The sequence below is a fragment of the Vibrio sp. OPT24 genome (assembly GCF_015163545.1).
Lineage (GTDB): Bacteria > Pseudomonadota > Gammaproteobacteria > Enterobacterales > Vibrionaceae > Vibrio > Vibrio cyclitrophicus.
This window is the reverse complement of the sequence record NZ_JADDYI010000006.1, coordinates 137,058-146,960: the sequence shown is the minus strand read 5'-3', so window position 1 is coordinate 146,960 and position 9,903 is coordinate 137,058. Positions and strand designations below refer to the sequence as shown.

The following is a 9,903-nucleotide window of genomic DNA, read 5'->3' as shown; positions in this document are numbered from 1 at the left end:
CTCAAGCAGGTCACAAGACTCTAGAAGTTCTGTTCACGAATGACCTAGACCATGGTCCATTCATGTCAGACACTCTACGTGCAGATAGCACAGTAGATCGCATTTCTGCATTGGTAGAAATCTACCGCATGATGCGTCCTGGCGAGCCACCAACGAAAGAAGCTGCAGAATCATTGTTCGAAAGCCTATTCTTCTCTGAAGATCGTTACGACCTATCAACTGTAGGCCGTATGAAATTCAACAGCTCTATCGAGCGTGAAGAAGAAGAAGAGCGCGGTACTCTGGATGAATCAGACATCATTGAAGTGATGAAAAAACTGATCGGCATCCGTAACGGTAAAGGCGAAGTGGACGATATCGACCACCTTGGTAACCGTCGTATCCGTTCTGTAGGTGAAATGGCAGAAAACCAATTCCGTGTTGGTTTAGTTCGTGTAGAACGTGCCGTTAAAGAACGTCTAAGTCTTGGTGATCTTGACGCAATTATGCCTCAAGACCTTATCAACGCTAAGCCGATCTCTGCTGCAGTTAAAGAGTTCTTTGGCTCTTCACAGCTTTCACAGTTTATGGACCAAAACAACCCATTGTCAGAAGTTACGCACAAACGTCGTATCTCTGCTTTAGGTCCTGGTGGTCTTACTCGTGAGCGCGCAGGCTTCGAAGTACGTGACGTTCACGTAACTCACTACGGTCGTCTATGTCCGATCGAAACGCCTGAAGGTCCAAACATCGGTCTGATTAACTCGCTATCTGCGTTTGCACGTTGTAACGATTACGGTTTCCTAGAAACTCCGTACCGTCGTGTAGTAGATGGTGTTGTAACAGAAGAAGTTGATTACCTGTCTGCAATCCAGGAAGGTCAATTCGTTATCGCACAGGCGAACACGGTTCTTACTGAAGAATCTACGTTTGCAGATGAGCTAATCACTGCTCGTCAAAAAGGTGAATCTGGTCTTCACCCACGCGATCACGTTGACTACATGGACGTTGCGACAAACCAAGTAGTATCTATCGCTGCTTCGCTTATCCCGTTCCTAGAACACGATGATGCGAACCGTGCATTGATGGGTGCCAACATGCAACGCCAAGCGGTACCAACACTTAAGGCTGATAAGCCTCTAGTAGGTACTGGTATCGAACGTAACATCGCAGTTGACTCTGGTGTTACAGCGGTTGCTAAACGTGGTGGTCAAGTTCAGTCTGTTGACGCTTCTCGTATCGTAGTTAAGGTTAACGAAGATGAATTGGTACCTGGCGAAGCTGGTATCGATATCTACAACCTAACTAAGTACACGCGTTCGAACCAAAACACATGTATTAACCAACGTCCAACTGTACTTCCTGGTGAACCAGTTGCACGCGGCGATGTTCTTGCTGATGGTCCTTCAACTGACCTTGGTGAACTTGCTCTTGGCCAAAACATGCGTATCGCATTTATGCCTTGGAACGGTTACAACTTCGAAGACTCGATCTTAGTATCTGAGCGCGTAGTTCAAGAAGACCGTTTCACGACAATCCACATTCAAGAACTATCTTGTGTGGCTCGTGATACTAAGCTGGGTTCTGAAGAGATCACAGCTGATATTCCAAACGTAGGTGAGTCTGCTCTGTCTAAACTAGACGAGTCAGGTATCGTTTACATTGGTGCTGAAGTTAAGGGTGGCGACATCCTAGTTGGTAAAGTAACCCCTAAAGGTGAAACTCAACTGACTCCTGAAGAGAAGCTACTACGTGCTATCTTCGGTGAGAAAGCATCTGATGTTAAAGATACTTCTCTACGTGTACCAAACTCTGTTTCAGGTACTATCATCGATGTACAAGTCTTCACTCGCGATGGCGTAGAGAAAGACAAACGTGCACTTGAAATCGAACAGATGCAGCTTAAAGAAGCTAAGAAAGACCTAACTGAAGAGTTCCAAATTCTCGAGGGCGGCCTTCTTAACCGTGTTAAAGCTGTACTTCTGTCTGGTGGTTACTCTGAAGCTAAGCTTGATACTATCGGTCGTAAGCAATGGCTAGAGCAAGTTCTAGAAGACGATGCGCTACAAACACAGCTTGAGCAACTTGCTGAGCAGTGGGATGAGCTAAAAGCTGACTTCGATAAGAAGTTTGAAACTAAGCGTCGTAAAATCACTCAAGGTGATGATCTAGCGCCTGGCGTTCTTAAGATTGTGAAAGTTTACCTAGCGGTTAAACGTCGTATCCAGCCTGGTGATAAGATGGCCGGTCGTCACGGTAACAAAGGTGTAATCTCTAAGATTAACCCTGTTGAAGACATGCCATACGATGAGAAAGGTCAGCCTGTAGACATCGTACTTAACCCACTGGGTGTACCATCGCGTATGAACATCGGTCAGATCCTAGAAGTACACTTAGGTTTGGCTGCGAAAGGTATCGGTGACAAGATCAACCAAATGGTTAAGGAACAACAAGAGCTGCATAAGTTCCGTGAGTTCCTACAGAAGGTTTATGATCTTGGTGATACTCGTCAGAAAGTTGATATTGCTGAACTGTCTGATGATCAAGTTCGTACACTGATTAAGAACTTACGTGGCGGTCTACCGATTGCTACCCCTGTGTTCGACGGTGCTTCTGAGTCTCTAATCAAAGAGCTATTAAAACTGGGTGATCTGCCAGAATCTGGTCAGCTTAAACTGTTTGATGGTCGTACTGGTGATTCGTTTGAGCGTCCTGTAACTGTTGGTTACATGTACATGCTGAAACTGAACCACTTGGTTGATGACAAGATGCATGCTCGTTCAACTGGTTCTTACAGCCTAGTAACTCAGCAACCACTTGGTGGTAAAGCTCAGTTCGGTGGTCAGCGTTTCGGTGAGATGGAAGTATGGGCACTAGAAGCATACGGTGCTGCATATACTCTACAAGAAATGCTAACAGTTAAGTCGGATGACGTTAACGGCCGTACTAAGATGTATAAGAACATCGTAGACGGTAACCATAGCATGGAACCTGGTATGCCAGAGTCGTTCAACGTACTGTTGAAAGAGATTCGCTCGCTAGGTATCAACATCGAGCTAGAAGACGAAGAGTAATCCCTCTTTTTAAAAAGATTGGATTACTTGGTAAAGGGGGCTCACTTTAGTCGGTGAGCTCCTTTAACTCCTTACAGGAGCTGAACGTGAAAGACTTATTAAACTTTCTAAAAGCACAGCATAAGACCGAAGAATTTGATGCAATCAAAATCGGTCTATCTTCACCAGACACGATTCGTTCGTGGTCTTTTGGTGAAGTTAAAAAGCCAGAAACAATTAACTATCGTACGTTCAAACCTGAACGTGATGGTCTGTTCTGTGCACGTATTTTTGGTCCAGTTAAAGACTACGAATGTCTTTGTGGCAAATACAAGCGCCTGAAGCACCGTGGTGTTATCTGTGAGAAGTGTGGCGTTGAAGTTACACAAACTAAAGTTCGTCGTGACCGCATGGGCCACATCGAACTAGCTTCACCAGTTGCTCACATCTGGTTCCTAAAATCACTACCGTCTCGTATCGGTCTACTAATGGATATCCCTCTACGTGATATCGAACGTGTTCTTTACTTCGAAATGTACGTAGTAACTGAACCGGGTATGACTGATCTAGAAAAATCTCAGATGCTTACTGAAGAAGAGTATCTAGATCGTCTAGAAGAGTGGGGTGACGAATTCACTGCTAAGATGGGTGCTGAAGCGATCAAAGATCTGCTTTCAACAATGGACCTTCATCAAGAAGTGGAAGAAATGCGCGAAGAGTTAGAAACGACTAACTCTGAAACTAAGCGTAAGAAAGTTACTAAGCGTTTGAAGCTAGTTGAAGCGTTCATCTCATCAGGTAACAAGCCTGAGTGGATGATCCTAACTGTGCTTCCAGTGCTACCACCAGATCTACGTCCTCTAGTACCTCTAGATGGCGGTCGTTTTGCGACTTCAGATCTTAACGACCTTTACCGTCGTGTGATTAACCGTAACAACCGTTTGAAGCGTCTTCTAGAGCTAGCGGCTCCAGACATCATCGTACGTAACGAAAAACGTATGCTGCAAGAGTCTGTTGATGCCCTTCTAGATAACGGTCGTCGCGGTCGTGCGATCACGGGTTCTAACAAGCGTCCTCTGAAATCTCTTGCTGATATGATCAAGGGTAAACAAGGTCGTTTCCGTCAGAACCTTCTTGGTAAACGTGTAGACTACTCTGGCCGTTCTGTAATCACAGTAGGTCCATACCTTCGTCTACATCAGTGTGGTCTTCCTAAGAAGATGGCACTTGAGCTATTTAAGCCGTTCATCTACAGCAAGCTAGAAACTCGTGGTATGGCTACGACAATTAAAGCTGCTAAGAAGATGGTAGAGCGCGAAGAAGCTATCGTTTGGGATATCCTAGACGAAGTAATCCGCGAACACCCAGTACTGCTTAACCGTGCACCTACACTTCACCGTCTAGGTATCCAAGCGTTTGAACCAGTACTAATCGAAGGTAAAGCGATTCAGCTTCACCCACTAGTGTGTGCGGCATACAACGCCGACTTCGATGGTGACCAAATGGCGGTACACGTGCCTCTAACTCTAGAAGCACAGCTTGAAGCTCGTACTCTGATGATGTCGACGAATAACATTCTGTCGCCAGCGTCAGGTGATCCTATCATCGTACCTTCTCAGGACGTTGTATTGGGTCTTTACTACATGACACGTGACAAGATCAACGTGAAAGGTGAAGGTATGTACCTTGCTGGCCCTGCTGAGGCTGAAAAGGCATACCGTACTAAGACTGCTGAGCTACACGCTCGTGTTAAAGTACGTATCACTGAGACTGTAGTAGATGAAGATGGTAACAGCACTACTGAAACGAAGATGGTTGATACAACTGTCGGCCGTGCAATGCTATGGCAAATCGTTCCAGCTGGCCTACCGTACAGCATCGTTAACCAGAAGCTAGGTAAGAAGCAAATTTCTAACCTACTAAACGAGTGTTACCGTAAGCTTGGTCTTAAAGATACAGTAGTATTCGCTGACCAAATCATGTACGCAGGTTTTGCATACGCTGCACTTTCAGGTGTTTCTGTTGGTATCGACGATATGGTTGTACCTCAAGCGAAATACGATGAAATTGAATCTGCTGAAGAAGAAGTTCGTGAAATCCAAGAGCAATTCCAATCTGGTCTTGTTACTGCGGGTGAGCGTTACAACAAAGTTATCGATATCTGGGCATCTACGAATGACCGCGTTGCGAAAGCAATGATGGATAACCTATCTTCTGAAACAGTTATCAACCGTGATGGCGAAGAAGAACAGCAAGAATCGTTTAACAGCATCTACATGATGGCCGACTCGGGCGCACGTGGTTCTGCAGCTCAGATTCGTCAGCTTGCAGGTATGCGTGGTCTGATGGCGCGTCCAGATGGTTCAATCATCGAAACGCCGATCACAGCGAACTTTAAAGAAGGTCTAAACGTCCTTCAGTACTTTATCTCAACGCACGGTGCTCGTAAGGGTCTTGCGGATACAGCACTGAAAACAGCTAACTCGGGTTACCTAACTCGTCGTCTAGTAGACGTAGCACAAGACGTTGTAGTACACGAACATGACTGTGGCACGCATGAAGGTATCGACATGATGCCTCACATCGAAGGTGGTGACGTTAAAGTTGCACTTTCTGAGCTTGCTCTTGGTCGTGTAGTTGCTGAAGATGTTCTTAAGCCTGGTACTGAAGATGTACTGATTCCACGTAATACTCTGATTGATGAGAAGTGGTGTCAAATCATGGAAGACAACTCTGTAGATAGCATGAAAGTGCGCTCAGTTGTTACCTGTGATGCAGACTTCGGTTGTTGTGCACAGTGTTACGGTCGTGACCTAGCACGTGGCCACCTAGTAAACCAAGGTGAAGCAGTTGGTGTTATCGCTGCACAATCTATCGGTGAACCGGGTACACAGCTAACGATGCGTACGTTCCACATCGGTGGTGCGGCATCTACTGCTGCGGCAGAGAACAGCATCCAAGCTAAGACAACTGGTACTGTGAAACTTCACAATGCTAAGTTCGTAGTGAACAAAGATAAGAAACTGGTTATCACTTCTCGTGCATCTGAGATGACGATTATTGATGAATTCGGCCGTACTAAAGAGAAGCACAAACTTCCTTACGGTTCGATGCTAACCAAAGGCGACAACGCAGCAGTTACTGCTGGTGAAGTTGTAGCTAACTGGGAAGCGCATACTATGCCAATCATCACTGAAGTGGCAGGTCGTATCCAATTCGTAGATATGATCGATGGTATTACAGTTTCTCGTCAAACTGACGATCTAACGGGTCTTTCTTCAAGTGAAGTAACAGACGCAGCAGCTCGCCCAGCAGCGGGTAAAGATATGCGTCCAGCTATCAAACTTGTTGATGAGCAAGGTAACGACGTAATGATCCCTGGTACAGATATGCCAGCTCACTACTTCCTACCTGGCAAAGCGATTGTAAACATCGAAGATGGCGCTGAAGTTGGCATTGGTGACACACTATCTCGTATCCCTCAAAAATCGAGCGGAAACAAAGATATCACTGGTGGTCTACCACGCGTAGCTGACCTATTCGAAGCTCGTAAGCCTAAAGAGCCTGCGATTCTTGCTGAGCACACAGGTACTGTGTCTTTCGGTAAAGAAACGAAAGGTAAGCGTCGTCTAGTGATCACTCGTGAAGGCGGTGACGCTTACGAAGAGATGATTCCTAAGCATCGTCAATTGAACGTGTTTGAAGGTGAGAAGATTGAACGTGGTGATGTAATCGCCGACGGTCCTGAAACTCCACACGATATCCTGCGTCTACGTGGTATCCACGCTGTGACTCAGTACATCGCGAACGAAGTTCAAGAAGTTTACCGTTTACAAGGCGTTAAGATTAACGATAAGCACATTGAGACTATCGTTCGTCAAATGCTACGTAAGTGTACAATCACCCATTCTGGTGACTCTCAGTTCCTACCTGGCGAACAAGTTGAGTACCACAATGTTAAGATTGCTAACCGTAAACTAGAAGCTGAAGGTAAAGAACTAGTACGTTTCGAACGTGATCTACTAGGTATTACTAAAGCATCTCTTGCAACTGAGTCATTCATCTCAGCTGCATCGTTCCAAGAAACGACTCGCGTACTAACAGAAGCTGCGGTTTCTGGTAAGCGTGATGACCTTCGCGGCCTGAAAGAGAACGTAATTGTTGGTCGTCTGATCCCAGCTGGTACTGGTTTCGCATACCACCAAGAGCGTCAAAAGCAACGTGAAGAAGAGCAAGAAGGTCCTTCAGCTGAACAAGCTACTGACAATCTAGCAGCACTTCTAAATGCTGGTTTCTCTTCAGAAGAGTAAGCTCTACGAGTAGTCTCTAAGAGATAAAAAAAGGCACCTTCGGGTGCCTTTTTTGTATCTGAAATATAAGTGAATCATGGCGACTGCGAGCAGTCTTAACTCTTTAATACCAATCACAGTAAGTAAATGATCAGAAATAGCGCAGGAAAAAGATTTGAGAACAAGGCGAATTTTTTTGATAAGTAGTTATTTTACAATCAAAAACTCTAACTCAGTTATCGAGCGTTGGCTGGTGGATGCTGATTTTGGAATGTAGTTTTGTCCAGTATCGAACATTAAGGTACTGGGGGATCTTAAAATCTTCCACTGAACGTGTAGGGTGGGTTATATAATCTATAGACAAAACGAAAAGCTTGCACAGAGGCAAGCTTAGAAGATGTTAAGCCAATTATGCCCCTGGTGGAACGGCTAAGCTATCGGCAATTTGTTGTATCAGTTGATCTTCCACTTCAAACCTTGCCTCAATAATCTCACCAATTAGAGACAAATCACTATCAAAACTTTCTAGCGCATCACTCGCTTCAATTGCAGCGTACTTATCGGTAAAGTTAAGTAGTGGCTCAGTGGTAAGAACGATATGACCATAAGACTGGTTAATTTCGTCTGTTGCTTTGAAGCCAGTAGACTGCCATTTATCCATCACCATGTCATATATTTTGAAATGACCTTCAGAGATGTAATCAACAAGATGTTGGCTGAATTTTTGGAGCGCTTCTGGAGATGGTAGTTCAGTGATAGCAGGTGTTTTTGACGATGAAGGCTTTAGAGCGGCAAGCTTACAATACTCAACGATTAGAGACTGTCGAGTTTCGAGCCAATGATCGATGACCTCATTAGAGCCACCCCATTGTTCTTGTACTTGTTTGAATTTATTTAGCATGACCATGTCCTCATGATCTGATCACAACCTTGTGATCAAGTAATTGCCTAAGCAGGGTCCATTTTATTGGTAGCTACTAAAAGTAATAGTTTGAATTATTCTCTGCTACAACTCTAGTATGAAATTAGATTGCCAGTAAAATGAACGAACTGCAAGCAATGAGGTATAGGGATGTTAAAAAAAAGTGATAACAAAATGACAGAGCAAGCTTATTGGTGCGTCGTTTCAGGTAGTGATATTTGGGTTAATAATGATCAGTTTCCTTATGGGTCTGCTGATGAGTTAGGGCTGAGTGTTGAACACGCGATCTGTATCGGTCAGCATCAAGGTCGTAAAGTGTATTGGCTCAACGACTGTGATGTTGAGAGTGAACTAACCATGGTTAACCTGAGGGAGTTACTTCATTGGCCTGAATCTAGTTTCCTTACCGCAAGTAAAGCTATCCAATATGGGCACATGACACAAAGTATGCGTTTCTGCCCGCAATGTGGTGGTCGTAATCACCTCAACCATAATCAGGTGGCGATGCAATGCGGAGACTGTCGAACACTTCATTATCCTCGTATCTTCCCGTGCATCATTGTTGCTGTACGTAACGACAACAAGATATTGCTTGCACAGCACCCTAGGCATAAAACTGGTATGTATACCGTGATAGCGGGCTTCCTAGAAGTTGGAGAAACCCTAGAGCAGTGTGTTGCAAGAGAGGTTAAAGAAGAAACGGGCGTTGATGTGGATAATATTCGTTACTTTGGCAGTCAACCATGGGCTTTTCCATCGAGTATGATGATGGCCTTTCTCGCTGACTACGCTGGCGGTACGCTCAAGCCAGATTACAGTGAACTGTCGGATGCCCAATGGTTTGATGTAACAAGCCTGCCTGATATAGCTCCAGTAGGAACGATTGCGAGACAATTGATTGAGAAAACTGTGGGTGACGTGATGAAAAATGGTGTGGCAGAGCAGACGATAGAGTACTAATTTACCTATGATAGTATTTGGTCTATAGGTGGTCAAAAGCTAAAAAAAACCCTCCACAAGTGGAGGGGGTAAGTAAGATGTCGTTATGAGATGCTGAGTAGTGACTACTCAGATGTTATAATTGTAATTTTCGCTAGCGAACAAATTTTTAACATGCTCCTGCAATTGGGTGCAAATTAAGCATTGATTTAAAAGTTAATAACTTGATCTAGGTTGCAAAGCACACAGCTTTTACCCTTCAATCAGTGTTAGAATACTTGCCATCAAAACTAGACAAGATTGAATTGGAATTTAACGGAATGACCGAATTAAAAAACGATCGCTATTTACGCGCACTTTTAAAACAGCCTGTTGATTACACACCAGTATGGATGATGCGCCAAGCTGGCCGCTATCTTCCAGAGTACAAAGCAACGCGTGCTGAAGCGGGCGATTTCATGTCTTTGTGCAAAAACGCTGAACTAGCATCAGAAGTAACACTTCAACCTTTACGTCGTTTCCCGCTTGATGCGGCAATCTTGTTCTCTGACATCCTAACTATCCCTGACGCAATGGGCTTAGGCTTGTACTTTGAAACTGGTGAAGGTCCTAAATTTGAACGCCCTATCACATGTAAAGCTGACGTAGAGAAGATTGGCCTACCGGATCCCGAAGGCGAGCTTCAATACGTAATGAATGCTGTTCGTCAGATCCGTAAAGA

The 9,903-nt window shown here is 44.6% G+C and carries 5 protein-coding genes; 4 read left to right on the top strand and 1 reads right to left on the bottom strand.

The features are described from left to right. Positions 1-3,053 (top strand): DNA-directed RNA polymerase subunit beta (gene rpoB, locus IQO02_RS03020; protein ID WP_193838495.1); only part of this gene is annotated, 3,053 nt, incomplete at its 5' end. 86 nt (positions 3,054-3,139) lie between these two features. Then, the gene (gene rpoC / locus IQO02_RS03015; protein ID WP_010435544.1) at positions 3,140-7,342 is read left to right on the top strand and encodes a DNA-directed RNA polymerase subunit beta'; all 4,203 of its coding nucleotides are present in this window, start codon (positions 3,140-3,142) and stop codon (positions 7,340-7,342) included. A gap of 388 nt (positions 7,343-7,730) precedes the next feature. Here the strand turns inward: rpoC and IQO02_RS03010 are convergent, their stop codons facing one another. Next, positions 7,731-8,228, bottom strand: coding sequence for an Rsd/AlgQ family anti-sigma factor (locus tag IQO02_RS03010; protein ID WP_010435542.1), 498 nt, complete (start codon positions 8,226-8,228; stop codon positions 7,731-7,733). Between the two features lie 165 nt (positions 8,229-8,393). On the opposite strand from IQO02_RS03010, the gene nudC reads away from it, so the two are divergent. Continuing rightward, positions 8,394-9,203, top strand: a complete 810-nt coding sequence (gene nudC, locus IQO02_RS03005) for an NAD(+) diphosphatase (protein WP_016769205.1) — start codon at positions 8,394-8,396, stop codon at positions 9,201-9,203. 299 nt (positions 9,204-9,502) lie between these two features. Continuing rightward, positions 9,503-9,903, top strand: a 401-nt coding sequence (locus tag IQO02_RS22025) for a uroporphyrinogen decarboxylase family protein (RefSeq protein ID WP_322626529.1), incomplete at its 3' end; no start/stop codon positions are given.